Source organism: Bacillus capparidis (assembly GCF_017832095.1).
Taxonomy (GTDB): domain Bacteria; phylum Bacillota; class Bacilli; order Bacillales; family Bacillaceae; genus Bacillus; species Bacillus gobiensis.
In genome coordinates this window covers 1-25812 of sequence record NZ_JAFDST010000011.1, presented here as the reverse complement: position 1 = coordinate 25812, position 25812 = coordinate 1, and the positions used below count along the sequence as shown (strand labels likewise).

Annotated in this window: 28 protein-coding genes, 1 tRNA gene, 1 rRNA gene, 1 other RNA gene, 1 pseudogene and 1 other annotated feature; of the genes and pseudogenes, 8 read left to right on the top strand and 24 right to left on the bottom strand. The window is 39.2% G+C overall.

Annotation, left to right across the window (positions count from 1 at the left end; all coding sequences use genetic code 11):
* The 8 genes from JOC74_RS23135 to tadA all read right to left on the bottom strand — a co-directional run.
* A 16S ribosomal RNA gene (locus JOC74_RS23135) occupies positions 1–71 on the bottom strand; the annotation flags it as partial.
* A 211-nt stretch (positions 72–282) separates the two neighbouring features.
* Entirely contained in the window at positions 283–549 is a 267-nt protein-coding gene (locus JOC74_RS23130) for a pro-sigmaK processing inhibitor BofA family protein (protein WP_053605075.1), read from the bottom strand.
* A gap of 68 nt (positions 550–617) precedes the next feature.
* On the bottom strand, positions 618–842 hold the full coding sequence (locus JOC74_RS23125) for a YaaL family protein (protein ID WP_053605074.1): 225 nt from the start codon (positions 840–842) through the stop codon (positions 618–620).
* Between the two features lie 15 nt (positions 843–857).
* Entirely contained in the window at positions 858–1454 is a 597-nt protein-coding gene (gene recR / locus JOC74_RS23120) for a recombination mediator RecR (RefSeq protein WP_053605073.1), read from the bottom strand.
* A 16-nt stretch (positions 1455–1470) separates the two neighbouring features.
* Entirely contained in the window at positions 1471–1794 is a 324-nt protein-coding gene (locus JOC74_RS23115; protein WP_053605072.1) for a YbaB/EbfC family nucleoid-associated protein, read from the bottom strand.
* 26 nt (positions 1795–1820) lie between these two features.
* The gene (gene dnaX, locus JOC74_RS23110) at positions 1821–3518 is read right to left on the bottom strand and encodes a DNA polymerase III subunit gamma/tau (RefSeq protein ID WP_053605071.1); all 1698 of its coding nucleotides are present in this window, start codon (positions 3516–3518) and stop codon (positions 1821–1823) included.
* A 142-nt stretch (positions 3519–3660) separates the two neighbouring features.
* Positions 3661–3925, bottom strand: an RNA gene (gene ffs, locus JOC74_RS23105) — signal recognition particle sRNA large type.
* Positions 3926–4026: 101 nt separating this feature from the next.
* Positions 4027–4497 carry a tRNA adenosine(34) deaminase TadA gene (gene tadA / locus JOC74_RS23100; RefSeq protein ID WP_211086334.1) on the bottom strand — a complete coding sequence of 157 codons (471 nt, stop codon included), beginning with the start codon at positions 4495–4497 and terminating at the stop codon, positions 4027–4029.
* A gap of 85 nt (positions 4498–4582) precedes the next feature.
* Here tadA and JOC74_RS23095 point away from each other — a divergent pair, with 85 nt between their 5' ends.
* The 4 genes from JOC74_RS23095 to dck all read left to right on the top strand — a co-directional run bounded on the left by JOC74_RS23095 (position 4583) and on the right by dck (position 7857).
* On the top strand, positions 4583–5131 hold the full coding sequence (locus tag JOC74_RS23095) for a cysteine hydrolase family protein (RefSeq protein WP_082364176.1): 549 nt from the start codon (positions 4583–4585) through the stop codon (positions 5129–5131).
* A 73-nt stretch (positions 5132–5204) separates the two neighbouring features.
* A complete protein-coding gene (locus JOC74_RS23090) occupies positions 5205–6488 on the top strand; it encodes a glycoside hydrolase family 18 protein (protein WP_053605070.1) in 1284 nt (427 codons plus the stop codon).
* An 86-nt stretch (positions 6489–6574) separates the two neighbouring features.
* The gene (locus tag JOC74_RS23085) at positions 6575–7201 is read left to right on the top strand and encodes a deoxynucleoside kinase (protein WP_053605069.1); all 627 of its coding nucleotides are present in this window, start codon (positions 6575–6577) and stop codon (positions 7199–7201) included.
* On the top strand, positions 7198–7857 hold the full coding sequence (gene dck, locus JOC74_RS23080; protein WP_053605068.1) for a deoxyadenosine/deoxycytidine kinase: 660 nt from the start codon (positions 7198–7200) through the stop codon (positions 7855–7857). The genes JOC74_RS23085 and dck overlap by 4 nt, the downstream gene beginning before the upstream one ends.
* A gap of 508 nt (positions 7858–8365) precedes the next feature.
* Here dck and JOC74_RS23075 read toward each other — a convergent pair.
* Positions 8366–8458 (bottom strand) — tRNA-Ser (locus JOC74_RS23075).
* A gap of 244 nt (positions 8459–8702) precedes the next feature.
* Between JOC74_RS23075 and JOC74_RS23070 the strand changes: the two genes are divergently transcribed.
* Complete coding sequence (locus tag JOC74_RS23070) at positions 8703–9845, top strand: glycerate kinase (RefSeq protein WP_053606168.1); 1143 nt, start codon at positions 8703–8705, stop codon at positions 9843–9845.
* Between the two features lie 84 nt (positions 9846–9929).
* Positions 9930–10226: a Rid family hydrolase gene (locus tag JOC74_RS23065; RefSeq protein WP_376773435.1), complete on the top strand. Its 297-nt coding sequence runs from the start codon at positions 9930–9932 to the stop codon at positions 10224–10226.
* A 286-nt stretch (positions 10227–10512) separates the two neighbouring features.
* Here the strand turns inward: JOC74_RS23065 and JOC74_RS23060 are convergent, their stop codons facing one another.
* The 3 genes and pseudogenes from JOC74_RS23060 to JOC74_RS23050 all read right to left on the bottom strand — a co-directional run bounded on the left by JOC74_RS23060 (position 10513) and on the right by JOC74_RS23050 (position 11908).
* Positions 10513–10884, bottom strand: a complete 372-nt coding sequence (locus tag JOC74_RS23060; RefSeq protein ID WP_053605066.1) for a hypothetical protein — start codon at positions 10882–10884, stop codon at positions 10513–10515.
* Positions 10885–10950: 66 nt separating this feature from the next.
* A pseudogene (locus JOC74_RS23055) lies at positions 10951–11559 on the bottom strand (arylamine N-acetyltransferase); the annotation flags it as partial.
* Positions 11560–11674: 115 nt separating this feature from the next.
* On the bottom strand, positions 11675–11908 hold the full coding sequence (locus JOC74_RS23050) for a tubby C-terminal domain-like protein (RefSeq protein ID WP_053605064.1): 234 nt from the start codon (positions 11906–11908) through the stop codon (positions 11675–11677).
* 48 nt (positions 11909–11956) lie between these two features.
* Here JOC74_RS23050 and JOC74_RS23045 point away from each other — a divergent pair, with 48 nt between their 5' ends.
* Positions 11957–12475, top strand: a complete 519-nt coding sequence (locus JOC74_RS23045) for a hypothetical protein (protein ID WP_053605063.1) — start codon at positions 11957–11959, stop codon at positions 12473–12475.
* 226 nt (positions 12476–12701) lie between these two features.
* On the opposite strand, the gene JOC74_RS23040 is transcribed toward JOC74_RS23045, so the two are convergent.
* From JOC74_RS23040 to guaB, 12 genes are all read right to left on the bottom strand, one after another.
* The gene (locus JOC74_RS23040) at positions 12702–13223 is read right to left on the bottom strand and encodes a tubby C-terminal domain-like protein (RefSeq protein WP_053605062.1); all 522 of its coding nucleotides are present in this window, start codon (positions 13221–13223) and stop codon (positions 12702–12704) included.
* 265 nt (positions 13224–13488) lie between these two features.
* Entirely contained in the window at positions 13489–14121 is a 633-nt protein-coding gene (locus JOC74_RS23035; RefSeq protein WP_211086333.1) for an ATP-binding cassette domain-containing protein, read from the bottom strand.
* Complete coding sequence (locus JOC74_RS23030) at positions 14105–14665, bottom strand: hypothetical protein (protein WP_053605059.1); 561 nt, start codon at positions 14663–14665, stop codon at positions 14105–14107. The genes JOC74_RS23035 and JOC74_RS23030 overlap by 17 nt, the downstream gene beginning before the upstream one ends.
* 16 nt (positions 14666–14681) lie before the next feature.
* Complete coding sequence (locus JOC74_RS23025) at positions 14682–15188, bottom strand: stage II sporulation protein M (RefSeq protein WP_053605058.1); 507 nt, start codon at positions 15186–15188, stop codon at positions 14682–14684.
* A gap of 5 nt (positions 15189–15193) precedes the next feature.
* A complete protein-coding gene (locus JOC74_RS23020; protein WP_053605057.1) occupies positions 15194–16900 on the bottom strand; it encodes a hypothetical protein in 1707 nt (568 codons plus the stop codon).
* A 71-nt stretch (positions 16901–16971) separates the two neighbouring features.
* Entirely contained in the window at positions 16972–17295 is a 324-nt protein-coding gene (locus tag JOC74_RS23015) for an uberolysin/carnocyclin family circular bacteriocin (protein ID WP_053605056.1), read from the bottom strand.
* Positions 17296–17343: 48 nt separating this feature from the next.
* Entirely contained in the window at positions 17344–17667 is a 324-nt protein-coding gene (locus JOC74_RS23010; protein WP_053605055.1) for an uberolysin/carnocyclin family circular bacteriocin, read from the bottom strand.
* Positions 17668–18332: 665 nt separating this feature from the next.
* Positions 18333–19610 carry a serine--tRNA ligase gene (gene serS, locus JOC74_RS23005; RefSeq protein WP_053605054.1) on the bottom strand — a complete coding sequence of 426 codons (1278 nt, stop codon included), beginning with the start codon at positions 19608–19610 and terminating at the stop codon, positions 18333–18335.
* A gap of 51 nt (positions 19611–19661) precedes the next feature.
* Positions 19662–19877, bottom strand: a binding site (T-box leader).
* Between the two features lie 54 nt (positions 19878–19931).
* Complete coding sequence (gene pdxT, locus JOC74_RS23000) at positions 19932–20522, bottom strand: pyridoxal 5'-phosphate synthase glutaminase subunit PdxT (RefSeq protein WP_053605052.1); 591 nt, start codon at positions 20520–20522, stop codon at positions 19932–19934.
* A gap of 21 nt (positions 20523–20543) precedes the next feature.
* Positions 20544–21428 (bottom strand): pyridoxal 5'-phosphate synthase lyase subunit PdxS, encoded by an 885-nt coding sequence (gene pdxS / locus JOC74_RS22995; protein ID WP_053605051.1) that lies wholly within the window; start codon positions 21426–21428, stop codon positions 20544–20546.
* Between the two features lie 188 nt (positions 21429–21616).
* Complete coding sequence (locus tag JOC74_RS22990; RefSeq protein WP_376773434.1) at positions 21617–22960, bottom strand: D-alanyl-D-alanine carboxypeptidase family protein; 1344 nt, start codon at positions 22958–22960, stop codon at positions 21617–21619.
* Positions 22961–23112: 152 nt separating this feature from the next.
* Positions 23113–24579 (bottom strand): IMP dehydrogenase, encoded by a 1467-nt coding sequence (gene guaB, locus JOC74_RS22985; RefSeq protein WP_053605049.1) that lies wholly within the window; start codon positions 24577–24579, stop codon positions 23113–23115.
* Between the two features lie 123 nt (positions 24580–24702).
* On the opposite strand from guaB, the gene JOC74_RS22980 reads away from it, so the two are divergent.
* Positions 24703–25677 (top strand): YaaC family protein, encoded by a 975-nt coding sequence (locus tag JOC74_RS22980; RefSeq protein ID WP_053605048.1) that lies wholly within the window; start codon positions 24703–24705, stop codon positions 25675–25677.
* The last annotated feature ends 135 nt before the right edge of the window (positions 25678–25812 follow it).

The window sequence follows — 25812 nt, the reverse complement described above, 5'->3', positions numbered from 1 at the left end:
GTCCGCTCGACTTGCATGTATTAGGCACGCCGCCAGCGTTCGTCCTGAGCCAGGATCAAACTCTCCAATAAAAGTTTGACTGACTACGCATAGTCACCTATGCGATTTTTTTAAAACATTTAGAATTAACAGGTACGTTTGTCTTGTTTAGTTTTCAAGGAACTTTTTATTTCTTCGCTCTTGAAGCGACTAGAACATAGTAACATCATTTTTATACATGCGTCAACAACTTTTCTAAAAAAATATTAAAAAATAGTTTTGATCTAAAATATGCGTTTACTCTTATCCCAATATAAACTGCTCTACGATCACTAATGCGGCTATTCCAGGTATACCCAAAAGACCGCTGATCCCTGTTGTAACAAAATTAATCGGAACATGGATTCCAATGCTTGAGCCGAGCATGTTTACACAAAACAACAACAACGCCCCTACAGCCAGCTTAATAGAGATCACTCCAATGAATTTTAACGGCTGAAATGACCCTTTAGAAGATAACAGCAGGACAATTAGACCTATAATAGACCCAATGATAAGAAAAGCTTCCATTCACTTTCGCTCCCTTCGCTTCATTAGTACAAGCTTATGAGAGACAAAAGAAAATTAGACCACAATGATTATTTCCAGCCGCCTAGCCGAAGCTTCCGTTTTTTTGCTTCTCTCAAATAGAAGAAATACTTTGCTTCAGCCAGCTTCAATTCATATAGGACACCAGGAGAAGGCTCCACACTGTTTTCTACCAGCCTTTTCTGTCTGTTCCATTCCTCTTTTTGCCGAAGCAGCTGATCCACGAGCTTCTCATCAAATTCTTTTCTCAGTTTGTTTTTTCGAAGAAACCCCATGAAGCAACCCTCCTTCTATAGTTCACGCCGGCCTTCCAAAGCTCTTGAAAGAGTCACCTCATCTGCATATTCCAGGTCTCCTCCCACCGGCAGACCGTGCGCGATGCGGGAAACCTTAATTCCCGTCGGTTTTAAAAGCCTCGAGATATACATTGCCGTTGCTTCTCCCTCGATATTCGGGTTTGTCGCTAAAATGACCTCAGTAATTTCTTCGTTTTGCAGTCGTTTTAGCAAATCGGGAATATTGATGTCTTCAGGCCCGATACCGTCCATAGGGGAGATAGACCCATGCAGCACATGATATAACCCGTTGTACTCTTTCATCTTTTCCATGGCAATGACGTCTTTCGGATCTTGGACAACACAGACAATTGAGCGGTCTTTTCTCGTATCTTCGCAAATATAGCAAGGATCCTTGTCCGTAATATGGCCGCATACGGAGCAGTAAGATAAATTCCGCTTCGCATTAACCAGCGCTTTCGCAAAATCTAAAACTACGTCCTCCTTCATACTTAGCACAAAAAAAGCCAGACGGACCGCAGTTTTCGGTCCGATTCCTGGCAATTTCATAAAGCCATCAATCAGCTTTGATATTGGTTCAGGATACTGCATTCTTTATTTGTCCCCCTTAGAACAAGCCCGGCATATTCATCCCTTTAGTGAATTGGCCCATCGTCTCATTCGTAAGCTCATCAATTTGTTTCAATGCGTCATTAGTTGCTGCGAGAATAAGGTCCTGCAGCATTTCTACGTCTTCCGGATCAACGACCTCTTCTTTTATTAAAACATCTACGACTTCTTTCTGGCCGTTCACTTTTACCGTTACCATGCCGCCGCCAGCTGTTCCTTCAAGCACCTTATCAGAAAGTTCCTCCTGTGCTTTTTGCATATCCTTTTGCATTTTTTGCATTTGTTTCATCATTTTTTGCATATTTCCCATTCCACCACGCATTTACATTCACTCTCTTCCATCGTAATTTAGTCTTTAATCTCTATTAAATCCGGACCTACCAGTTTTTTTGCTTCGGAGATAAGCGGATCTTCTTCGTTTGCAGGCCGTGCTTGATCCGTATCTTCCTGCTGATGATCAGCCAGAAAGTCTCCTCTTATTTTACCCCATTGGCTGTCTGGAACGCCAACCAAATCCATTTGGTGTCCCAGTAAGGATTCAAGGATCTGTTCCAAATCTGTTCGAATCTGATTTCTGTTTTCAGCAACCATTTGACAATGGATTTCGTAAGTGAATTTGAGGACAAAAGCAGAAGTAGAAGCAGCAGCCGGCTCAGTATCTTTTAAAAGCGCCGCATGAGATCGCTTATTCTGCCTGTTCAGCTCAGCAAGAAGCTCTCCCCAAACCTTTTTAATCTTTTCCAAATCATTTCTTGTTGCTTCTTTTAAAATTTCATGAATTCTCCCGACAGGCGATTTAAACGAATTTTTTTTACTTCTTTGCTGCCTCGGGGCTTCTTTTTTCGGCTGATCTCCTGAAGATGCTGGAATTCCTGATGATTTCAGACGTTTCAGCTCATTTTCCAGCTGGGTCAATTTATTGATTAACGTTTTCAATTCCTGATTGTTCGCGGGTTCTTGACTAGCTGATTGGCAAATCTTCACGACAGCCACTTCAAAAAACACACGCGGATGATTCGTCCATTTCATTTCCTGATGGCTGCTATTTAACACTTCGATCATTTCATACAGCTGCCGGGAGGGAATCCTTTCAGAAAGTTCATTGAATGCTTCATCGACCTTAACCTTTTCAAGGACGCCTTCAAGGTCGGGGGCCGATTGGTATAAAAGCATATCCCTGAAATAAAAAATCATATCTTCAGCGAGCTTCGACGGATCTTTCCCTTGCTGCAGCAATTCATTCAGCGTTTTTAACGCTTCTGAAACATTTTGTTCGTATAAAAATCGTGTGAGGTTCCCGATATGCGTCTGGGAAACAGAGCCTGTAATCAACAATGCGTCATCTACGGTCAGCATCTCATTACTGTACGAAATAGCCTGATCGAGAAGGCTTAACGCGTCTCTCATTCCGCCATCCGCCGCACTGGCGATAATCTCCAACGCTCCGTCCTCAACAGACAGCTGTTCTTCATGAACGATTCTCTGCATTCTGACAGAAATCGCTTCAGTTGTAATCCGCTTAAAATCAAAACGCTGGCATCTTGAAATGATCGTCAAAGGAATTTTATGAGGTTCTGTCGTAGCAAGTATAAAAAGGCAATGCTCAGGAGGCTCTTCCAAGGTTTTCAAAAGGGCATTAAAAGCGCCAATAGAAAGCATATGAACCTCATCGATGATATAGACCTTGTATGTCACGCTAGAGGGTGCAAATTTTACTTTGTCTCTTATATCCCGAATTTCATCTACCCCATTATTTGAGGCTGCATCAATTTCAATGACATCTTGGATTGATCCATTTGTAATTCCGAGACACGATGAGCATTCATTGCAAGGCTCGCCAACCGGAGCTCGTTCACAGTTTACAGCTTTTGCGAAAATCTTCGCCGCACTGGTTTTCCCTGTTCCTCTGGGTCCGGAAAACAAATAAGCATGAGAAAATTTCTTTTGTAAAAGGGCATTTTGCAGCGTTTTTGTGATGTGTTCTTGTCCGACGACATCTTCAAATATCTGTGGCCTGAATACCCGGTAAAGAGCCTGGTAACTCACAAGCTTGCCCCTCCTTGTGTTCTCGTCGTTTATATTATACATGAACATGCTTTTAAAGCCAAAAGCTATCTAGAGTTTAAGAGAAAGTAAAAAACCCACCTCTTTAAAAAGCAGATGGGTTGAAAATTTGATGATTGATTTACCGTGCACCTTTTGTCGATACGCTATCCCAAGCGTTACTTAAGCAGTTAGCTCGGCCCAGGCAACCCTGCGGCACATGAGAGCTTCCACTTAATGCTGCTTCCTTCCGGACCTGACATGGTTCATGGATTCCCATTGCGCAGGACCCAAGCGTCAACACCACTTACTTAAGGCAGACCTCGAAATAAACGCACCTCGAAAAGGAATTCGGCCCCGCTGGAGCGGATTGCGAGTACAGGGCACCGCTACCTCCCCGCTTAGCACGGCAAAATAAATATCAAATTTTTCATGCGCCTGTTAAAAGGACGCATATAACAGTATATCGGTTTTAAGGATAAATTGCAATGCAAGTCCTTTGTCAATATCTTCAATTTCCCTGAGACTTCTTTTTCATCCGAAGAGCTTTAAAAAAATCACTCAGCAATCTGCCGCACTCATCGGCAAGCACATCACCTACGACCTCTGCCTGATGATTAAACCGCTCATCTGTGAGCAAATTCATTAAGGTTCCCGCACACCCTCCTTTTGGGTCATGTGCGCCAAACACAACTTTGCTTACTCTCGAAAGAACAATAGCTCCTGCGCACATCGGGCACGGCTCCAGTGTAACGTACAATTCCGTATCCTCCAACCGCCACGTACCGAGAGTTTGGCAAGCCTCATCAATTACAAGCATTTCCGCATGCGCCATCGAACGCTGCTCAGTTTCCCTTAAATTGTGAGCGCGTGCTATTATTTCACCATTTAAAACGAGCACTGCCCCAATCGGTACTTCGCCTTTTTCCCCGGCTTTTCTTGCTTCCTTTATCGCTTCTTTCATAAAATATTCATTCGTCAATCGATCCACGTCTCTTTCGTTCTGAGGTTTCTTCCTGCTCTTAAAAGGATATTATAAAAGTACATTGGGTGAAAGGAGTACTAAGTTGGCACAATCTAATACCGCTTTAATCATTATAGATATGATCAATGATTTTGATTTCGATATGGGTGAATTGCTCTCTGAAAAAACGAGAAAGATGGTTCCCAACCTGCTCCGTGTAAAAGAACATGCCCGTAAAATGAAATGGCCTATTATATACATTAACGATCATTACGATACTTGGCAAGCAGACCTCTCCACTATTTTGTCTGCCTGCAAAAACGAAAAAAGCCAGGAAATCATTGATCAGATTGCTCCAGATGGCGACGATTATTTTTTGATCAAACCGAAGCATTCCGCTTTTTATGGAACCGCTTTAGAAACCCTTTTAAATAAATTGGGTGCAGAAAAACTGATTTTAACGGGGATTGCCGGAAATATTTGCGTTTTGTTTACAGCGAACGACGCCTATATGAGAGAGTATAAGCTGATCATTCCCCGGGATTGCATGGTGTCAAATAATGACAAAGACAATGAGTATACGCTGACCGTTATGGAAAATGTGCTTTTGGCCAAAATTACGTCGTCAAAAGATCTCGCAGGGGACTCCTAGCATGAAACCCAGCCTCCGTTCATACACATGATACAGACTAGGAAGGGAGGCGCTTCTCATTCAAATATACGTAGTGAAACAAGGCGATACGATCGAACAAATTGCTTTGAGATATAGGACAACACCGGAAGCCATCATCCAAACAAATGAAGTTCCAAATCCGGATAAGCTTGTTGTCGGACAAACCATTGTTATTCCGATTGCCGGGCAGTTTTATGAAGTGCAGCGCGGGGATTCGTTAACAACAATCGGCCGCAGGTTCAATATATCCGCTGCTGAGCTTGCCCAAATTAATCGCATTCAATTGCACGCGATTCTGCCTATCAATTTTCTGCTGTATATTCCTGCCCGTCCAAAAAGGAAGGCTGAAGTAAATGCCTACCTTGAGCCAAGAGGAACGAGTGTCAGCCAAAATCTTCAACAAGCAGCAAGAGAGGCTTCCCCCTATCTCACATATTTAGGGGCATTCAGCTTTCAAGCGAAGAGGGACGGTACCCTGAAAGAGCCTCCGCTCAACAACCTTAAGCAAATTGCGGACAGGCGAAATGTCACTTTTATGATGATTGTCACTAATTTAGAGAATGACGGATTCAGCGACGAGCTCGGACGGATTTTGCTTACCGACACAGCTATAAAAAGAAAATTTCTCGACAACATCGTAGCGACGGCAAAAAAATACGGCTTTCGCGACATTCACTTTGATTTTGAATACTTACGGCCTCAGGACAAAGAAGCCTATAATCGTTTCTTACGAGAAGCGAGAACCCGGTTTAAACGAGAAGGCTGGTTTATCTCATCAGCCCTGGCGCCAAAAACGAGCGCCGGCCAAAAAGGAAAGTGGTATGAAGCCCATGACTACAAAGCACATGGGGAGATTGTCGACTTTGTCGTTCTGATGACCTACGAATGGGGCTACAGCGGAGGTCCTGCGCAAGCCGTTTCACCGATAAATCAGGTGCGTAAGGTCGTCGATTACGCGCTGACCGAGATGCCGTCCTCTAAAATTATGCTCGGCCAAAATCTGTACGGCTATGACTGGACCTTGCCCTATGTCCCAGGAGGACCTTTCGCAAAAGCCGTAAGCCCACAGCAGGCCATTCTTCGCGCCAGTGAAAACGATGTTCCCATTCAATATGATGACACGGCACAAGCCCCTTTTTATACTTATACTGATGATAACGGCAAAAAGCATGAAGTCTGGTTCGAGGATGCCCGTTCCATTCAAGCGAAGTTTGATTTGATTAAATCACTGAATCTCAGAGGAATCAGCTACTGGAAGCTCGGGCTTTCCTTCCCGCAAAACTGGCTTTTAATATCCGATCAATTTCAAGTCGAGAAAAAAACGTTTCCTAGTTAGCGAAGCGTTTTTTCATAGGTTAAAAGTCGGGGATATGATACAATATGTGAAGTTGATTTTATCGAAGCATTTTAAGGAGACCTACTATGAAACAAACCCCTTTTGTCGCGGTTGAAGGTCCGATCGGAGCCGGCAAAACGACACTTGCTGCCATGCTTTCTAAGGATTTGAACTTTCAACTGGTGAAAGAAATCGTTGAAGAAAACCCATTCCTTGAGAAATTTTACGAAAACATTGACGAGTGGAGCTTCCAATTGGAAATGTTTTTTTTATGCCATCGGTATAAACAGCTGGAGGATATAGAGCGTCATTATATGATGCAGCAAAAGCCTGTCATTGCCGATTACCATAATTATAAAAATTTGATCTTCGCAGACCTGACATTATCCGAAAAGAACCTTGAAAAGTACCGGCAAATTTTCAAAATCCTATCTGCAGACCTCCCAAAGCCAGGGGTAATCATTTACATAAAAGCAAGCCTGCCTACTTTATTATTGAGAATCAAAAAACGCGGACGTTCATTTGAACAGGAAATGGACAGCGAGTATTTAGCACAATTAATAAAAAAGTATGAAACGGCAATGGATCAATTAATCAAAGCCGATCCTTCTTTGAATATCATTACAATAGACGGAGATAAGGAAGATTTCGTTCAATCAAAAGATGCCTATGAACGGATTGTCAAACAAGTAAAGGAGATCGTCCACTTATGATCGAACAAAAAAGCTTAACCATTCCAAAGAACGCCATTATCACAATAGCCGGAACTGTCGGTGTTGGAAAATCCACTCTGACTCAGGCTCTGGCAAAAAAGCTTAATTTCAAAACATCATTAGAAAAAGTCGATCATAATCCCTATCTCGAGAAATTTTATCATGATTTTGAACGATGGAGCTTCCATTTGCAAATTTACTTTCTCGCAGAAAGGTTCAAGGAACAAAAGAACATCTTTGAATCAGGCGGCGGCTTTGTCCAAGATCGCTCCATTTATGAAGATACAGGGATCTTCGCGAAGATGCATGCCGATAAAGGAACAATGTCAAAGGTTGATTTTAAAACCTATACGAGCTTGTTTGAAGCCATGGTCATGACTCCGTATTTCCCGCATCCCGATGTGATGATTTATTTAGAAGGTGACCTGAATTCCATTTTAAAACGAATCGAAGAACGCGGGAGAGACATGGAGCTGCAAACAGACATCTCATATTGGCAGGAAATGCATACACGTTATGAAAACTGGATCAGCGGATTTAACGCATGTCCGGTTCTGAGGCTGAATATTGATGAATATGACCTGCTTGAGGATGAGAGCTCCTTGGACCTTGTGATTGAAAGAATCGGCAAAATTATAGAAGAAACGAGAAATTAATGCTATTTGATGGACGCCTTTTTTTTAGGAAAAGGCGTTTTTTTAATATAAATAAAGTTGCCGTCAATGAAAGATTTACTTCAACGTCTTGGCATTCTGAACCGATGTGAAGGACTTTTCTCTGGGTCTTTGACGCTTTTTTGTCCTTCATGACCCGGATGAAGGACTTTTCTCTGAATCTCTTACGACTTTTTGTCCTTCATGACCCGGATGAAGGACTTTTCTCTGAATCTTTTACGCCTTTTTGTCCTTCAGAACCCTTGTGAAGGACTTTTCTCTGGCTCTTTGATTCCTTTTTGTCCTTCAAAACTCCGATGAAGGACTTTTCCCTGGCTCTCTTACGTCTTTTTGTCCTTCAGAACCCTTATGATGGACTTTTCCCTGGCTCTTTGACTCCTTTTGTCCTTCAGAACCCCATAAAATATAAATTCTGATACACAAAAAAAACCGCTGTGCCAAAGGCATGCGGTTTCTCCAATTTATATGCGTGTTGTGATTTAAAACAATATGGCGGAGGAAGAGGGATTCGAACCCCCGCGGGCTTTGACACCCCTGTCGGTTTTCAAGACCGATCCCTTCAGCCAGACTTGGGTATTCCTCCGTATCGACAAGAATCAATATAACACATTCTAAAATTAGAAGTCAACACTTTTTGCAAATCATTTTCTTTCTCCTATAAATCGTGCCCCTTCGCCAAAATATTCTTTTATAATTAGGATAGCAAAGCAATGGAGCTGAACTTGTCACAAAACGATATTCAATGCGATACCCAAAAGGTGTCTTCAGCCTCACACTATATGATGTCGCCTGCCTCACGAGAGCTATTTTTGAAAGGAGCCTATGGAATGAAAATTATTCTCGCGCCTGACTCATTTAAAGAAAGCATGACTTCTCTTGAAGTTGCAGAAAGCCTTGAAAAAGGATTCAAACGTGTACTGCCTAATGCCGACTGTGTGAAAATCCCGGTGGCAGACGGCGGTGAAGGAACAGTACAGGCATTGGTGGATGCGACTGGCGGAACGCTGGTTACGAAGACGGTAACCGGTCCTTTAAGTGTGCCCGTTGAAGCGACATACGGAATCCTTGGTGATCAGAATACAGCGGTTATCGAGATGGCGGAAGCATCCGGGCTGCATCTCGTGCCTGAAGCTAAACGAAATCCACTGGTTACAACGACAAGAGGAACAGGAGAGCTTATTCGAGACGCCATTGAACGAGGAATCAAAAAGATTGTCATCGGCATCGGGGGAAGTGCAACGAACGACGGCGGTGCAGGAATGGCCAAAGCGTTAGGCGTTAAATTTCTAAATAAGGAAGGAAACGAATTAGGCGATGGCGGAGGAGCTCTTGCTGAGTTGGCGGTCATTGATCCATCTGGTCTTCACTCAGCGCTAAAAAACGTTTCCATCGAGGTCGCCTGTGATGTAGATAACCCGCTTACCGGTCCAAGGGGAGCCTCCGCTGTGTTCGGTCCGCAAAAGGGAGCCACTCCTGAGCTTGTCGAGCGATTGGATCAAAATCTAGCTCAGTACGCCCTTCGAATAAAGGAGGATCTAGGCATAGAGGTAGATAAAGTAAAAGGTGCAGGCGCTGCAGGAGGATTAGGGGCAGGCCTCTACGGATTTTTAGGTGCAGAATTAAAAAGCGGCGTCGACATTATTTTGGACACCCTCGAATTTTCCAAGCAAATTGAGGGAGCGGATCTCGTCGTTACAGGCGAAGGCAAAATCGACCACCAAACGATTCACGGGAAAACTCCAGTTGGGGTCGCAAAACGTGCAAAACAGCAGCAAATCCCTGTCATCGCTATAGCCGGTTCATTAGGAAAAGGATACGAGCTGGTGTATAACGAAGGCATTGACTCGGTATTTTCGATCGTACCGGCAGTAGTACCATTGTCCGAGGCACTTGCAAACGGCAAAACCTACGCTGAGCAATGTGCGCGAAATATTGCTTCGGTTTATTTGATCGGGAGGAACATAACTTGAATAGAAAACAGGTTTTTTACAGGTTCTCCTTGGGAACCGGTTGTTGGCTATTGCCGCGCTATTCGCATTGGGAATCGTATTGAAGTGGCTGGAACAACCGCGATGAGGGACGGCGAAGTGATTGGGACAGGAAATCCTTACGAACAAACGAAATTCATACTCCAATCAATTGGAAAAGCACTGAACGAATTAGGAGCTAATATGAGCCATGTCGTAAGAACAAGAATGTATGTAACGGATATATCGAAGTGGGAAGAAATAGGAAAAGCACACGGTGAATTTTTTAAAAACATCCAACCTGTAGCAAGCATGGTAGAAGTAAAGGCTCTTATCGACCCGCGATTGATGGTTGAGATTGAAGCAGAGGCTGTCGTTGATTAATAAACAGGTCCTTTCAGTAAAAATATTTAATTCCTATATTCTCTTATATTTCAATTGTTTCTGAGTAGCAGTACTACGTTTGGAAAATACATTTTTATGAGTTACGATAAATTTGTTTTGTTCATTAGAACCTTGAAGTATGAAGGAAAAATCGTTTATATGACCTTTTGTAGAGAAGGCTTGTGATATTTTAAACATCACAAGCCTTTTAATGATTACTTAAATATAACCTGTATCCTTAAGGGCTAATAAATAGTTCGCATATCTTCGATTTTAAAGGTTGCATTCATCCTTCTTGCAAAGTGAATGAACTCATATACTTACCGTCTTCACTTTCTAATATGATATTGAGTCTCTTTCCTTCAGCAAGTGGATCTGATAGTTCGGGATTTTCTTTACTTATATTTTTGTAGAAATCCTCATGCTCTGCTAGATCCTCTGCACTAAAAATGGCTGCTAATATGTCAGGATCATCAATCTTATAGCACTTTACTATATTATCAAATATAACAAATGAATCTTTTTTCAAATCTTCAAAACAACTTATATTAACTTCCTCAGCTTTGTATTTAGTTCTAAATATATCGTAAATTTGTTCTAATGTGATTCTATTTGGAAATCCAGTTTGAATAAATTTTTCGTGCAAAGTATTTATCAAAATACCACCTCTTAATAGATAATGATATAATGGTCCTTTTTCAACAATAGACGTTAACAGATTGATTCAAACTCTGTCGGAAAAAACATCCACTCCTAAATTCTTCAATACTTCAATCGCTTCTGCCACCGGCAATTTTGGCAGGAAAAAATCAATTGCCATCACTTCTTCTATCTCATGAATAGACGATAAAGTTTTTTTTACAGTTTGTCCATCTGAATAATGAATACTTAGTCTATTATTGACCAAGGAAACACTTCTATTTTGATCGATCTGCCATAGTTGGCACCGCAGAATTGACATAAATGCAGACTGTAGAATATACGATTTTTGAATGATATCAGCAAAGTCACTCATTTTATATTCTTGTTCAGAGTTAAAATCCCACGCTTCTCCACTTTGTTTCCCCTTGATATACCGAACATATCGGTAGTTATTATCTTCCGGAACTGTCGGCACAATATTTACATAATCTTCACCAAAGCGAGAACTATTTTGATGGTCACTCTCAAAGCGAACAGGCTTAAAAATAGGAGCAGCCCCACCGCAATCCACATACAGCTTTTCTTTACCCATCTTCACAATAATTGCCATATGCTTATTTCCAAGCATGATGAGATAACAATGAAAGCCTAGTTCCTTTAATAAATTGATTAAACTAGCATTTAATGAGTAGCATGTTCCTCCAAAATGAGAACAGCATAATTACTAACAAACTGGCCGTAAGAAGGAATATGTAGGTCCTTGTCGCGAAATGAAAGCAATTTGCTTACGTTTTCAAACGGAAAGTTCATTTTGTTCTAAAAAAACTGTTTTCTTCTTTCGCAATAGCTTTGAGAACGCCTTGATGATCAAATACCTTGATATGAACAAACATTTCATCGAAAATGTTATCGACCATATACTCCAATTTATTATGAAAAAAACGTTGGGTGCTGCCAATCACTTCTTCATTTGAATCGTAAATATTTATTTTTCCCCTCGATTTTTTCAAAATTGTATTAGTGAATCGATAGGTTGACAAAATTACACCTCATTTATTATTGACTAAAAGGTGTAAAAGGAGATCATTATGATAAAAACTCCAACTATATCATTGCTTATTAAGACTCCGATTATAGGAATTTTTAAACATTCTGTATTCGATGATAAAGGAAATATCGTAACCACCATAAAGACAAAACTTTCATTGTTAAAAGCGATGTATTATTTTATGCAACATGAAAAAACCTTGTATTATGCTATTGATAAGATTTCTAAGAAAATCATTACCCAAGAAATTTTGATTTTCAATAACGAAGATAAACGATTTGAAAGTGTTCGAAAAAAGCCTATTTATAAGAAAAAACAGATTTTCAAAGAATTGGTCATCACACATAAATCCGAAAAATACAATGTTCAATTTACACTGGCGGAAAAACAATTTTTTATTAAAGATGAAAAAAACAAATTAATCGCTGAAGGAGAGTTAGTAAGCTCACTATTCTTGAACCTATTCTATTTCCGAGCTTATCGAGTGAAAATAGATAACGATATTTTAATCCAAGTTTTGCGGGCAGCAATCCTGAAAGGAATTCAATTATTAGATTAATTTGAAAATAAACCTAATGACCAAAATATACCTAATCCATTATATTGATAAGCTTTTCGGATCTCAATGAAAAAAGACAGTAAAATGAAGCGGATGAAAGTGAAAATTTTTCCCTTGCATACACAAAAAGCATGAACTGATTTCAGACTTCGCTCATGCTTCATTCTTCTCTCGATCCCCAAAAATAAGGACACTTCCGTCATATTTACAAAAATCGCGGGCGTATTTATTTGAAAGTCAGGTATGTATGAAAAATTCCGATTAGAAAAAGAACCATATTTTCATAGCTAGAATTATATAATTTAAATTTGCACGTAAAAGGAGGTTTTAATGGAATATGCCACTCAGCAATTAATTCATCATTAACGGTGAGCTGCCCCCATTCGAAAGGTGCTTTTTTTAAATGAAACGTTTCTCCATCGAAATCAAAAGATGTCACTTCGACGATATCGAACATTTTTTTATCAATTAACAGAAATTCAATATGTTTGTCATTTCCATAATAATTAATTTTGTATTGCCTTTTTTTAAATGGATTGAGGATTGCTTTGGTTTCAAAAATCAGATCATTTTGCTGGTGGATTTGATATTGTACAAAGTATTTCCCTTCCAAAATGACATCTAACAATCTTATAAATACATTCGAGTAATGTTTCTTTATTGTTCCTATACAATTGCTGTTTTCATCAAGTATTTCAGCAGGATTTGTAAAATAAGCAGGGCGCCATTTATATTGATAAAGCTTCATTACTCTCGCCCTTTCAACAATACTTACATCGCCTCAATTAAACCGTCACAGTCTATTCATTTTTTATTTTTTTTTTTGAGAAGGCCACTCTTAAATAAGACCCCATCTGTCACAAACTTAATTCCTGCCCCCACACTTAAACCAAATAGTATCTTTCCTATCGTTGAATCAAAAAAATTAAATAGTAGCAATAGCAAGGCTAGTATAAAACTACAGTATCCAATGATGTGGTACTTCGTCATATGATCCTCATCCTTATAAAAGATTATATAATTAGTTGTTTATCCTTAATTTCAAACACATAGTTACTTAGTTTCTGTTTAAATTCTTCGATATGGCTAACAAAGATTAAGATATTACCTTTACTGGTGAATTCCTTCAATATTTTATATATTTCATTTTGGGAATTTTTATCTAACGCGGTAAAAGGTTCGTCTAATAATAATAGTTGAATGTCTCTGCTTATCATAGCAATAAAGAATAGTTTATATCTCATGCCTAATGAATACGTATGAATTTGTTGCGTTAAGTTCTCTTTTGTCAAACCTAACAAGTTACAATAATCATGAACTCTTTTTAAATAGCAATCTTTTTCTTTAATTTTCCAAAGAGCCATTATATACTCTATATTTTCATATCCTGTTAGTACTTCAAATAAAGGAGGATCGTTTGGTATGAAGGAAATCGTTTTTTGAAAATCCAAAGGTTTAACATGTTGATTGTTTAATGTGATTTTAACCTCTGGACTTGTTGCTATATGCTTTAAAAGCGTTGTTTTACCCGCTCCATTTACTCCAGTGATACAGTAAGAATTTTCACCTGTAATTTTAAAAGAGGTCTTATTGATGATTTTTTTCCCTCCAATTATTATATCTGTCAGCTCAATGCCAACTTCCAATTGGATTTCCTCCTATCAGTTGTATTATATTTATAATAAAAATGATTGCAAATAAACTAGAAAGAGTAATAACAGAAAACTTCTTGCTAAAACCGATTATATTTGTAAAGCCGCTAAACATAGCTAAAAAAACTAGTATCACTAATAATAATGATAGCACAGTAAATGTTGCTGCCGGCAATAAATCACTAAAATTTAGAATCGTAAGGAAAACAAATCCTTGGGTTGTCAAATATAAAGTCGTACAACTTAAAATGACAACGTACACTTTTTTAAGTTGTAAATCTGGTTTTGTAATTAGCCCAATTAATGCCCAAAAAAGTGAAAATATAAAGGATATAATTAATATAAACGGGGTAATTATCAAGGTTAATAATACGAAGCCAACAAACCATTCTTTGATTTCTTGATATTCCATCAAGCGATATAATATCGTAGTCAATAGAATATTCATAAGGAAGAGCATACTTATATTTAGGATCAGAAAATTCTTCTTTATCTTTAGAAGTGTTGCAAACTTCGACATTGCCAAATTGTTTTCCATCTAAAAACTTCCCTTCTTAATGTGTACTCACTATCCCTTCCACCAATGCACCAAGTCCACATAAAGCAAATGATAGAATTAACATAACGAAAATCTCTTTATATATTTTTGACAAATGCAGTTCTTTTTTATTTATTGCAAATAGATAAAAAGGAATAACTGAAATAGAGCTGCTGATAAATATGGATAATAATTCTGGTATTGCATGAGGCAAAAATCCAGTTAATATCGGTAAAAAACCAGAAGTCAAATATACTGAAAACAAAGTTTTTCCTACTATCATCCCGTTCACAAACAATACAAAAATGGTATAAAATCCGCTCGTCAAAGTACCTATAACTAACAGACTGATGATTACCAGTATATTGTTGTTGAAAATAGCAGAGGAACTTAAATTCATATGAGTATAATTTGAAACTTCAAAATTTAAAGAGATAACACCGTAGATCGATCCGGCTAAAAATATCACAAGAAGTATAACGATAAGTTTACTCCAAGGGAAATATCGCTCTTTCTGAATCATAAGCTTCACATCCTTAACCAATTGGAATCAAACTTTACCAAATTGTTATCTGCATATTTTCGAGCGAAAATGATGAATATGCTTCCTCCGATCAGATAATAAATAAAATATATGTACAGAAAATAGGTAATCACTATCTTATTCCATGATATAAACAGCAAAGAATATAAAAAGAACAGGACAGGCAATACTAAAACCTTTCTCGGTAAAGCTTGGATCTTATCAATAATTCCTTCTTCTTCTGTTTTTCCAACTTCTAAATCATCTACATATTCAGTTTTTATTAAATATGAGGCAGCCCACATTTGAACAAGTGGAACTAATTTATATGTTAGTATGATTACAATAATTGCAGCTAAATATTTAAAGTCTCTAAAGCTAAGTATTAATGTAATAAGCATTAGTAATAATGTTGGTATAGTCATCAAGATACTCATCAGATTCACTTTACTTTGAAAGAGAGGCTTAATTCCCAATCCGGAATATCTAAATAAATCCAGCTTGTTTTTAAATGCTCCCAACAGAAAAATATGCGGGAACTCCGTTCTTAACTCAAAGCTGTGATTAAACATGATCAACAAGATAAAGCATAAATATATTAAATATTGCAGCATATTATTTTCAGTGGAAAGCAACAACCCTGTTAACATTCCCATAAAAAATGTCGATTCATAAGTTATAAATACCATTGAGAAAAACTTCGGAGACACTAAAAATCTTTCCCTGGATAATAGTGTTAATTCATTTTCTAATAGGGAACTTTTGAAGGTTTTTTTGTTTAAAATTGAAAATCCTTTTAATAGGTAATACATAATATCTTTTGTATTGGTGTTTATAGAGTCATATCTATTAGCTAACGGACTAATTTTTAAGAGACTAAGTAAAAATAATAGAAAGATTGATACTCCCAGTGTAACTGCTGAATTTAGTACATTTTCTAGTACATAATCAATGGTTGGAAATAAACGGTTAAAGATAAAATGAAAAGGCTTAGCAATCGAATGAAACAGCTGTAATGAAACGGTCTCTGCAAACTTTTCATCATTAAGTATACGTATTCCCACAATATCTTCTCTAATGATTTTAAAAGGCTCTTTCATAACTGCTACTAACAGGTAGCCTGCTGCTAGTGAAATAAGTAAAATAAATAAATAAAAAATAAACCTGATAAACCCTATAGGCTTTATCACTTTACTAATATGGTATAATGAGAAAAATTTATTTGATGCTATGAATAGGATTAAATAAAGGAACATTGTATTTAAAATCACAAGAAAAGCATCCAAAATGTGCAAGTTGGTACATGCTAGAAGGATAAATAATGCCGTGGTTCCTGACTTATTAAAAATTGACCAAGTTAAAGATGACATCAGATGCAAGTTATAAACACTGCTTAATGAGATTGGTGCATACAAGTATATTCTTGATTTCACCAAGGCCGTATATTTGATTGATGAGATCCCCTGATATACCCCTGATAAAACCATAAATGCAAATACTACATATAAAATGTTAATAGAATTTATATTATTTATATAATTCATCAAGAGGAAATATAAAGGTATAGCAAAAAACACTTTTAAAAAACAGCTAATTAAAATTAATTTATTCGTTGAGATTTTTTCTTTAAGTTTATATCGTTCAATAATATTTGAGTATTGATTAAAAAATCTTAGTTTGAAGTCTAAATAAATTAAGCTTAAATTGCTCATAAATTGTTTCCTCCAAAAGAATAAGGCTGGATAAGATCCAGCCCTATCATAACAACTTAGATTGGTAAGGATTAGTAAGCTATTGCCGCATCTTTACCTTTTTCCTCTGCCATATCTTTTAAATACTTTTTAACTCCCATAGATCCGGCTGCTGCGATTAGAGAGCTTCCGCCAGTTCCAAGAGCGGCAATCAACGCCAGCAATGAAACACCCCATGAAATTACGTCCAGCCAGACAAAAATTTGAGATGCTGCTACATAAGAAAGTTTAAATTCTTTTACAATGTTCATTTCTGGGAGAAAACCAAGTAATAACGCATAGGCTCCTAGTAAAATTAAACCTACTGCTAATAAGAATCCATAGTTAAGTGCTTTTCTTTGTACTGGTAACGACATACAAACCTACCTTCTTTCTTGAAATTTAGTTTGATATTCCCCAAAAAATTAGTAAGAAATTGCTGCTTGTTTACCTTTTTCCTCTACCATATCTTTTAAATATTTTTTTACTCCCATAGTTCCAGCTGCTGCAATTAGGGAAGCCCCTCCTGTACCAAGTGCTCCAATAAGAGCAACGAGTGAAACACCCCATGAAATTACGTCTAGCCAGGCGAAAACTTGAGCTGCTGCTACATAAGAAAGATCAAATTCTTTTACGAGGTTCATTTCTGGGAGAAAACCAAGTAATAGGGCATAGGCTCCTAGCAATATGAAACCTACTGTTAATAAGAGTCCATAGTTAAGTGCTTTTCTTTGTACTGATAACGACATACAAACCTACCTTCTTTCTTAAAATTTAGTTTTTTGTTCCCTAAAAAATTAGTAAGAAATGCTGCTTTTTTACCTTTTTCCTCTGCCAAGACATTTAAATATTTTTGCTCTCCTAGATCCAACTGCTGTGTTTAGAAATGCCTCACCTGTTATCCAATGCTCATGAAGTAATGCAGGATAGAGGGATTCTTTTACTGAGTTCTATTAACAAGGATTATGAACCTAGTAAAAAAATTCTCACAAACAATAAAAATCCATAGTTTAAAGACACAGTTTGGAATACTATAGCTTATTTAACAATATATACTAACTTAAAAAAGTTAACTAATACAACCACAAATTTGAAATTTTTGTAAAATGTTACTTTTTTACTAATTGGTTATTTTAAAAGAATATTTTATGAATAAATGCCCCCTCCTTATATAACTATAAATACATTGTTCATTATATTGCTTTTTATCAAAAAATTTCAATAATTTTTTGAAAACTTTAGGATAAATGGTAATATTGACCCGATATTCCAGTGCAAATGAGTAGGAATATATCCTTTTCTTAGATACACACCTCTATCTTATTGACTAGTTACAACTTCCTTTCTGGGCATAAAGATACACAAAAAAGCAAGAGCTCAGGCCGAATCAACCGAGCTCATGCCTTTCATGATCTTACGCTTCAATCTTCTCCCGATTCCCGAAATAAGGACGAAGCACTTCTGGAATGATGACACTACCATCCTCCTGCTGGTAATTCTCAAGAATCGCGGCAACTGTTCTTCCGATCGCTAGGCCAGATCCGTTTAACGTGTGCACATGCTCCGGCTTGCCTTTCGCTTCGCGTCTGAAGCGGATGTTCGCCCGGCGTGCTTGGAAGGCCTCGAAGTTACTGCATGAAGAAATTTCACGATATGTGTTTTGGCTTGGGATCCAAACCTCGATGTCGTATTTTTTTGCTGCCGTAAAGCCGAGGTCAGCTGTACACATGCTCATCACGCGATACGGAAGTCCTAACAGCTGAAGGACCTTTTCCGCTTGGTTCGTTAATTTTTCGAGCTCTTCGTAAGAATCTTCCGGTTTCACAAATTTGACGAGCTCGACTTTATTGAACTGATGCTGCCTGATCAGACCGCGTGTATCACGGCCTGCAGAACCGGCTTCAGAGCGGAAGCAGGCGCTGAATGCGGCGTAATTGAGCGGTAAAGCATCACCATCCATAATTTCATCTCGATGCATATTTGTAACTGGCACTTCTGCTGTCGGGATTAAGAAATAATCTTCTTCCCTAATTTTGAATGCATCTTCTTCAAATTTAGGAAGCTGCCCGGTTCCCGTCATACTCGTGCGGTTAACCATATACGGCGGCAGAACCTCAGTATAGCCGTATTCATCGACATGCAAATCGAGCATAAAGTTCCATAATGCCCTTTCTAAGCGAGCGCCGAGCCCTTTATAAAAAACAAAGCGGCTGCCCGTTACTTTTCCGGCACGTTCGAAATCAACAATCCCGAGCTCGCCAGCGATATCCCAATGAGGTTTCGGCTCATAAGAAAATTCTTTTACTTCTCCCCACTTGCGGGCTTCGACATTTTCATCCTCTGTCTCTCCTATAGGAACAGATTCATGAGGGATATTCGGAATAGACAGCAGGATCGTTTCCAGCGTGGTCTCCACCGTTCTTAGTTCCTCGTCAAGAGTCTTGATCTCATCACCGATTTGACGCATTTCTTGAATGATGGCGTCTGCGTCCTTTTTCTCCCTTTTCAAAACCGCGATTTGCTGAGACGCTTCATTTCGTTTTCCTTTCAGCTCTTCTACCTTTACAATCAAGCTTCTTCGTTTTTCATCCAGCTCGCCGAATTTATCAAAGTCGGTGAGATCTTCGCCGCGATGAGAAAGCTTTTCTTTGATTTCGTTAAAATTTGCCCGTAAATCTTTCATATCCAACATGTTGCTTCACTCCTATTTTTAGATCAAAAAAAGAGCTCTCGATCCCCCTTGGTAAGGGACGAGAGCTCTCGCGTTGCCACCCTGATTGAAAACAATACTGTTTTCCACTTCATCAAAATAACGGATATATCCGAAAATGCCTACTGAATTCATGGGTTCAGCATTTCGCTCAAGGATGGATTCAGCAGCATCTTTCACCGATTCTCACCAACCATCGGCTCTCTTTAGAAGGAGCGGCTGCTTACTAATTCCTATCAACGCTTTTACCAATCTTAAATTGTAATAATAATGTACTACAAGTTTGACCTTGTTTCAACTACTTTATTCAGCTGGCTGCTTTTTATAGTCTTCAATCATTTCGATAAAAAGCTTCATCATCCGCGGATCCTCTGTCAGCTCAGGATGAAACGAGCATCCCAGGAGATGTCCGTCTTTCGCAGCTACAATCCGCCCATTATGCTTTGAAAGAACTTCGACATTTTCTCCTACTTCGACAATGTGAGGAGCACGAATGAAGACACCCGTAAAATCTTCCTCAAGTCCAATAATGGAGAGATCGGCTTCAAAACTGTCTCTCTGCCTTCCGAAGGAATTTCTTTCTACCTTTACATCCATGACTGACAAGTGCGGCTCTTTATTATCGACGATTTCCTTCGCTAAAATAATGAGTCCGGCGCATGTGCCAAACATCGGTTTTTTTTGCTCCGAAAATTGTTTTAACGGCTCTAGGAATTGATACGTATCGATGAGCCTTCTCATCGTCGTGCTTTCACCGCCGGGGATCACGAGCCCGTCAATGTCTTCCAGCTCTTCAACCCTTTTAATCACTTTGCCTTTCGCTCCGGAAGCTTCAATTGCGCGAATATGTTCACGTACAGCTCCTTGTAGTCCTAGTACTCCTACTGTTATCATGATTGAACGAAAACCCCTTCCTTACCAGCCGCGCTCTTGCATACGCTCGTCAGGAAGCAAGTTTGAGATCTCAATTCCTTTCATTGCCGAGCCGAGATCCTTTGAAAGCTCAGCAATCAGCTTATAATCAGTGAAATGAGTCGTTGCTTCGACAATCGCTTTCGCAAACTTAGCCGGGTTGTCCGATTTGAAAATACCTGAACCCACAAATACTCCGTCTGCTCCAAGCTGCATCATTAACGCTGCATCTGCCGGAGTTGCAACACCGCCTGCTGCAAAGTTTACAACCGGCAGCTTGCCTTCTCTTTTAATTTGCAATAAAAGCTCATAAGGTGCTCCAAGATTTTTTGCTTCCGTCATCAGTTCATCTTCACTCATGGAAGATACCTTGCGGATTTGGGCGTTCACTTTTCTCATGTGGCGCACAGCTTCAACAATGTTTCCTGTACCCGGCTCGCCTTTCGTACGAAGCATAGACGCTCCTTCAGCGATCCGGCGAGTCGCTTCACCTAAATCACGGCAGCCGCAAACAAAAGGAACGGTGTACTCATTTTTATTTAAATGAAACTCTTCATCCGCCGGAGTCAAAACTTCACTTTCATCGATGTAATCGACCCCAAGTGCTTCAAGAACCCTTGCTTCTGTTATGTGGCCGATACGCGCTTTTGCCATGACCGGAATGGAAACAGCTCCCATAACTTCTTCGACGATTGTCGGATCAGCCATACGCGCTACTCCGCCTGCCGCACGGATATCTGCTGGAACGCGCTCAAGCGCCATAACTGCTACTGCTCCGGCTTCCTCCGCAATTTTTGCCTGTTCAGCATTCACGACGTCCATAATAACGCCGCCTTTTTGCATTTCCGCCATCCCGCGTTTGACACGGTTCGTACCTGTTTGTACCATTTCAATTCCTCCTATTTCAAAGGGCCAAAGTTTTTAGTCATCTCGTTCATTTTTGATCCTTTATATTCTATTATTTTATCCTACATCGTGAAAAATTCCTATGGGAAAGAAATAGAATTTTCTTTCTCCTTATTTTAAAAAAATTCTCATCTTTCCCTCTGATTAAGAGGTAAGAAGAGAGAGTATTGTTAAAACCAGCCGGTTACAGTATCGACTATGCTTCCCCAAACGCCTGAAAAGAATCCGCCGATGCTGCGCATGGATAAGATGAACCAATTCGCTTTTTCTACGTTTTCTTTTGTCACTAACTCAGAATTTTTTCCGGCTTGAATGAAGCCGTAATCTTTATCAGAACCTGTATATTCAGCGGTCACTTTTCCAACCGCATCTCCTTTTTTGACTGGAGCTGTTAATTTATTGTCACTTGTGTATTTATCCTTTTGAAGTTCTACTTTCGGCTGATAGTTTTTCTCTTCCCCTTTTTTCACTGGGAAAGATAAACTGTCATTCAGCTCAAGTGCCACTTCATGTTTTTTTCCTTGATCAACAAGAGCTTTTTCTTGTCCTTTTATCACTTGTCCTTTTGGATAGAGCTCTTTCATTTCAAAATGATTAAATGCATAGTCCAGCAATTTTTTTGTCTCGGTAAAACGAGCAGTGTGTAAAGGGCCGCCTTGTGCATTCAGAACGACAGTAATCACACGCATACCGTTTCTTTCAGCTGTTCCGGTAAAACAAGATCCTGCTGAATCAGTCGATCCCGTTTTTAATCCGTCCACACCTTCGTACTCTTGCACCAAGCCTTTGAGCATGAAGTTCCAGTTAGGCATGTCCATTTTATCGTCTGTGCCTTCTCTGAATGTTGTTTTGGCAATGCTTGATGTTTCCAAAACTTCAGGATAATCAGTGACTAGACGGTTAGCAAGAATAGCCATATCCTTTGCAGATACTTCGTTTTCCTCGTCTCCGTTCGTTCCTTCAGGATGCTTCCCGTGCAGGTCTTTGTTTTCTAGACCTGTCGCATTAACGAATTTGTATTCCGATAATCCTAATTCCTTCGCCTTTGCATTCATCAGCTCAACAAATTTGGCTTCTGATCCTGCAATCACTTCAGCCAATCCAATCGCTGCTCCATTCGCTGAATAAATGGCAGTTGCTTTATACAGTTCTTCGACAGTATAGCTGCCGTCTCTTCTCATAGGTACATTCGACAAACTGTTGTCTTGAGAAATTTCATACACATAGTCGTCCGGTGTATATTTTTGATCCCATGATACTTTTTTATCTTTGATCGCTTCAAGAAGTAAGTATTCGGTCATTATTTTTGCCATACTTGCAATTGGTAAGCGCTCTTCAATATTTTTCCCGTAAAGTATTTTCCCCGTTGATTGTTCGATCACAATAGCTGATTTTGCATTAACGTCAATCGGATCGCTTGCAGCATTCGCCTTAGATATCGGCATGAAGCTGGTGAAAACGATCACAGCAATCAGCAGCAACCCTATACCTGCTTTAAGATTCTTGATGGTCACGTATAATTTCCCTCCGTATGTAATATATAAATCTATCATTAAGCCGTTAAGGACATTTTTGCGGACAACATTAAAATTTTATCACATTCGTGAGAAAAAAAATAGACAGAGTCAGTGACCCTGTCAAATGTTTGTTTTTTCGTAACAATTAGTTACGAAATTGTATAGTTCGGTGATTCTTTTGTAATCTGTACATCATGCGGATGGCTTTCACGCAAGCCTGCACCGGTCATACGAATAAACTGTGCTTCTTCCCGTAAAGCCTGTAAATTTTTCGAACCGCAATAGCCCATTCCTGAGCGGAGTCCGCCGACCAGCTGGTAAATCGTATCGACAACCGGCCCTTTATATGGAGTGCGGCCTTCGATTCCTTCTGGAACAAATTTTTTGTTTTCTTCTTGGAAATAGCGATCCTTACTGCCTTTTTCCATTGCAGATACTGAACCCATACCGCGGTATACTTTAAAACGTCTGCCTTGAAAAATCTCTGTTTCCCCAGGGCTTTCTGATGTACCGGCCAGCAAACTTCCAAGCATAACCGCGTGTCCTCCAGCCGCCAGTGCTTTCGCGATATCTCCAGAGAATTTAATTCCGCCATCAGCAATGATTGAAACGCCATGCTTTCTCGCTTCTGTCGCGCAGTCGTAAATCGCGGTAATTTGAGGTACACCAACTCCCGCAACAACCCGTGTCGTACAGATTGAGCCCGGTCCGATGCCGACCTTCACTACATTGGCGCCAGCTAAGATCAAATCTCTCGTAGCCTCTGCAGTAGCCACGTTACCTGCCACAATACTCAAATCCGGATAAGCCTCACGAATAGACTTAACCGTATCTAAAACGCCCTGTGAATGACCATGGGCTGTATCCACGACAATTACGTCTACATTTGCTTCAACAAGCTTTTTAAGACGCAGATTTGTATCTCCTGTTACACCGACAGCTGCACCTACCAATAAACGTCCATGACCATCTTTTGCCGAATGAGGAAATTCAATCACTTTTTCAATATCTTTTATTGTAATAAGTCCCTTTAAAATTCCGTCATCGTCTAAAAGGGGAAGCTTTTCAATTTTATATTGCTGTAAAATCTTTTCAGCTTCTTTTAATGTTGTTCCAACTGGTGCTGTGACCAGGTCTTCTTTCGTCATGACTTCATCAATTTTCATTGAGTAGTCCTGAATAAAGCGTAAATCACGATTTGTAATAATTCCAACCAGCTTTTGCTCATCTTCATTATTTACAATCGGCACACCGGATATTCTGTATTTTCCCATAAGGTGTTCGGCATCAAATACTTGATGTTCCGGAGTTAAAAAGAAAGGATTCGTAATTACACCGCGTTCAGATCTCTTCACCTTGTCTACTTGCTCAGCCTGTTGTTCAATCGACATATTTTTGTGAATGATTCCCAGGCCGCCTTGTCTTGCAATGGCAATTGCCATTTCCGCTTCAGTAACTGTATCCATTCCGGCGCTGATGACAGGAATATTAAGCTTAATGTTTGGTGTAAGCTCTACCTTCAGGTCAACATCTCTCGGGAGAACCTCTGACTTAGCAGGCATGAGCAAAACATCATCAAATGTAAGACCTTCTTTCGAAAATTTACTTTCCCACATTAGTAAATCCTCCTCTTTTCGGCAAAATAATTATATGTAGATTATCAACTAGGTCTATCGCTGTCAAGAAAGCAATGAACAGTTGTAATTTTTAGAAAATATCCGTTGGAAAGGATAATGCGTATGAAATCCAAGAAAATCACGGGTTGGAGCAACTTGCAATTGTTTTACTCCGCCGAAACCACCCAATATTTTCTTGAAATTATTTATAAAGAGCAGCAGGTAGAGAAAAGCAGAGAATACTCCTATAAAAATGGAGATCGGTTTATTTTTTATTTAAAGCACGCCGAAGCTTTCTTCACTCAAGCTGCTGCATCCAGTATAGAGATAAAACCCATTCTTTTGTTTTATGGGACGGCTCAGCTGTTAAAGGCTTGTTTATTGACGGTTGATTACTTATATCCTAGTCACACTTCTGTGTTGGCACATGGTGTCACCACGAGAAAGCGGAAAAAACAAAATTACAGGTTTTATGAAGACGAAGTGAAAATACAAAAAAACGGTTTGTGTATGCACGTCTGCCGCAAACTGTTCGGATTAGACCGTTCATTGGAAGATGAGAGATTTCAAATGAAACAGCTGCTAACGAGAATCCCTGAATTAAACGAGGTGTTATCATTCCAAAGAAAAAACAATTTTTCACTTGCAGAAATTATAAAAACAGAAGAAAAATACGCTGTACCCATTAAACTTGCTCAAGACTATTGTATGTCGGTGGATCGGTTGGCAGAGTATATTGCTCACCATTTAGGATGGAAGTTTATCGATAAGACTGAGAGCTATCTTTATTTTGTATTAAGGGAAAAGGAAACCTGTACTTCCACTTCAAAAACACTGCTGTACAATTTTGAAACGAATCAGCAGTTTCTTCCTGCTGAACGCGATCGCTTTCTTAATCTACCCGAGCTGATATCACATTACCTGCTATTATACAACCTCAGTATGATTGCCAGGTATGAAACAGAATGGTGGTACGAGTTGATTCTTCAAAATGGAAGTGATGATTATGTAATCATTCAACAGTTTTTAGAGATTGCTGAAAAAAAAGTTCCAATACATATTGCTGACTATCTTACGCAAATAAAGCAAAGATTGTAACTTTGTTCGGGATGTCTCTTCCTATTATTTATTTGCATAGAAAAAAGACCAGCTTGGATAAGCTGATCCTTTTTCTATCATGTGCTTGGCGGCGTCCTACTCTCACAGGGGGAATCCCCCAACTACCATCGGCGC

Excerpts from the sequence above, each read along its gene's own strand:
- JOC74_RS23130 (WP_053605075.1), bottom strand. The coding sequence starts at position 549 with ATGGAAGCTTTTCTTATCATTGGGTCTATTATAGGTCTAATTGTCCTG.
- JOC74_RS23125 (WP_053605074.1), bottom strand. The coding sequence starts at position 842 with ATGGGGTTTCTTCGAAAAAACAAACTGAGAAAAGAATTTGATGAGAAG.
- recR (WP_053605073.1), bottom strand. The coding sequence starts at position 1,454 with ATGCAGTATCCTGAACCAATATCAAAGCTGATTGATGGCTTTATGAAA.
- JOC74_RS23115 (WP_053605072.1), bottom strand. The coding sequence starts at position 1,794 with ATGCGTGGTGGAATGGGAAATATGCAAAAAATGATGAAACAAATGCAA.
- JOC74_RS23085 (WP_053605069.1), top strand. The coding sequence starts at position 6,575 with ATGAAACAAACCCCTTTTGTCGCGGTTGAAGGTCCGATCGGAGCCGGC.
- dck (WP_053605068.1), top strand. The coding sequence starts at position 7,198 with ATGATCGAACAAAAAAGCTTAACCATTCCAAAGAACGCCATTATCACA.
- JOC74_RS23070 (WP_053606168.1), top strand. The coding sequence starts at position 8,703 with ATGAAAATTATTCTCGCGCCTGACTCATTTAAAGAAAGCATGACTTCT.
- JOC74_RS23045 (WP_053605063.1), top strand. The coding sequence starts at position 11,957 with ATGATAAAAACTCCAACTATATCATTGCTTATTAAGACTCCGATTATA.
- JOC74_RS23040 (WP_053605062.1), bottom strand. The coding sequence starts at position 13,223 with ATGAAGCTTTATCAATATAAATGGCGCCCTGCTTATTTTACAAATCCT.
- JOC74_RS23030 (WP_053605059.1), bottom strand. The coding sequence starts at position 14,665 with ATGGAAAACAATTTGGCAATGTCGAAGTTTGCAACACTTCTAAAGATA.
- JOC74_RS23025 (WP_053605058.1), bottom strand. The coding sequence starts at position 15,188 with ATGATTCAGAAAGAGCGATATTTCCCTTGGAGTAAACTTATCGTTATA.
- JOC74_RS23020 (WP_053605057.1), bottom strand. The coding sequence starts at position 16,900 with ATGAGCAATTTAAGCTTAATTTATTTAGACTTCAAACTAAGATTTTTT.
- JOC74_RS23015 (WP_053605056.1), bottom strand. The coding sequence starts at position 17,295 with ATGTCGTTACCAGTACAAAGAAAAGCACTTAACTATGGATTCTTATTA.
- JOC74_RS23010 (WP_053605055.1), bottom strand. The coding sequence starts at position 17,667 with ATGTCGTTATCAGTACAAAGAAAAGCACTTAACTATGGACTCTTATTA.
- serS (WP_053605054.1), bottom strand. The coding sequence starts at position 19,610 with ATGTTGGATATGAAAGATTTACGGGCAAATTTTAACGAAATCAAAGAA.
- pdxT (WP_053605052.1), bottom strand. The coding sequence starts at position 20,522 with ATGATAACAGTAGGAGTACTAGGACTACAAGGAGCTGTACGTGAACAT.
- pdxS (WP_053605051.1), bottom strand. The coding sequence starts at position 21,428 with ATGGTACAAACAGGTACGAACCGTGTCAAACGCGGGATGGCGGAAATG.
- guaB (WP_053605049.1), bottom strand. The coding sequence starts at position 24,579 with ATGTGGGAAAGTAAATTTTCGAAAGAAGGTCTTACATTTGATGATGTT.
- JOC74_RS22980 (WP_053605048.1), top strand. The coding sequence starts at position 24,703 with ATGAAATCCAAGAAAATCACGGGTTGGAGCAACTTGCAATTGTTTTAC.